Raw genomic sequence first — 1875 nt, forward strand, 5'->3', positions numbered from 1 at the left:
AGGACCCGAAACCCCTCACCTGGACGAAGACCGCTGAGGAGATCCTCGACTCCCTGCGCAAATATATCGCACGAGTTTCTGGCGCAGGACACTAGTGTCGCGCGCGGCAAGTTTGTGACGTTCGGGCCGCTGGAGTCCGGGCGCTCGCCGAGCCCGGACCAAAGGTCTTGAATGAGTCATTCAAGACCTCCCAAGACCTGAATGAGTCATTCAAGACGTTTGCACTCGCCGCCGCGCGGGCAACGAACCTCGGACGCGCGACACCAGGCGTATCTGCACCCCGGCCCCCGGCCTCCTCTCGGTGACGGACTCCACCGCCGCGGCTCTTGGGGGAAGAGATGAACGGCGACTACCCGCATGACGACTTCGCGGCGCTCGAACGCCGGCGGGGCCAGGTCCTGGAACGGGTCGAGCGGCTGAGCGGGCGGGAACGGGAGATCCTCGCGCTCCTCGGGCACGGCCTGTCCAACCGCGGGATCGCGCGCCGGCTGGGCATCAGCGAGCGCACCGTGAAGTTCCACGTCAGCAACGTCCTGATCAAGCTGCGCGTCGAGTCCCGGCTGCAGGCCGGGTCCGTCGCGGTGCTGCTCCTCGCCCGCCCGGAACCACCCGGTCTCGGCTGAACGGCGCAACTCCAAGGTCCAGTGTCGCCGCCCCTTCCCGCGGCGGGAGGCTGGCTGCCGGGCGGATCGCCGCCCGGGGGAACTCTGGAGGTGCCAAGTGAGAAGTACCCGATGGGCAGGGGGCGTCACCGCGGTGGTGGTGCTCGGGGGAATGCTCGTCCACGGCACGGCACAAGCGGCGACGACGGCCGATGCGGTGCCGGGCAAGGCTTCCGCCGCGGTCGTCCAGCAGTCGGGCACGTCCGAGAAGGACGTCCTCGCCGCGTGGACGCCCGAACGGATGCGGGCGGCCAAGCCGGCCGACGTACCCACCGAGCGGCACGGCGCCGAACCGCAGTCCCACGTGCTGCCCGCGCAGTCCGCGCCCGGTGCGGCGGGACCCAAGGTCCGGCCGCAGGGTCCGGCCGCGCTCGCCGCGCTCAGCCAGTCGCAGGTCTGGACCACTCACGGCCAGATGCCCGCGACGACCGTCGGCAAGCTGTACTTCGACGAGCCCGACGGTGGCCACCAGTGCACCGCCAGTGTCATCAGCTCGACCAACCGCAGCATGATCTGGACCGCCGGGCACTGCGTGACCGACGGCGCGAAGCACTGGTACAGCAACTTCGTCTTCGTCCCGGACTACGCGGGCTCCGGTGAGCCGCTGGGCCGCTGGACCTGGAAGTCGGTGTCGGCGCCGAACGGCTACTTCGACGGCAAGGACAGCGACTACGACCTCGCGGCCATCACGCTGTGGCCCCGCGACGGCGTGAGGGTCGCCAACGTGACCGGCTGGCAGGGCTACAAGTTCGGCTCCGGCTACGACTGGAACGTCTACGAGTTCGGCTACCCGTTCGACACGCACCCGGCTCGCACCGGCATCACCGGGCAGCAGCTGCGCTACTGCACCGGAACGACGTGGCGCCCGGGGATCTGGCCGTTCCAGCCCGACCAGGAGGCCATCCACTGCGACCAGGGCCACGGCGCCAGCGGCGGTCCTTGGCTCGACGACCTGCAGCTGGCGCACGGCTGGGGGTACCTCGTCGGCAACGTGAGCTACCACCCCGACGACAACTCGGACGAGGAACGCAGCCCGCACTTCGGCGACGCGGCGATCAACGTCTACAACGCCCAGCAAGCAGCCTGACGGTCGTGAGTGAGAAACAGTGTTAGAACACTGTTTCTACGCCTACTCTCGGCTTCACCGGCGCCGACGCCGATCGGCTCGGATGGCTCACCGGCACGCTGTGGTGCGTGGTCGCCTTCGGCGTCG

At 69.2% G+C, this 1875-nt stretch carries 2 protein-coding genes; both read left to right on the forward strand.

The window, feature by feature from the left end; genetic code table 11:
* Positions 1-338: 338 nt before the first annotated feature.
* Positions 339-623, forward strand: a complete 285-nt coding sequence (locus AB0M59_RS53105; protein WP_364631939.1) for a helix-turn-helix transcriptional regulator — start codon at positions 339-341, stop codon at positions 621-623.
* Positions 624-720: 97 nt separating this feature from the next.
* Positions 721-1749, forward strand: coding sequence for a hypothetical protein (locus AB0M59_RS53110; RefSeq protein ID WP_364631941.1), 1029 nt, complete (start codon positions 721-723; stop codon positions 1747-1749).
* The last annotated feature ends 126 nt before the right edge of the window (positions 1750-1875 follow it).

The sequence above is a fragment of the Amycolatopsis sp. NPDC051371 genome, from assembly GCF_040682155.1.
Lineage (GTDB): Bacteria > Actinomycetota > Actinomycetes > Mycobacteriales > Pseudonocardiaceae > Amycolatopsis.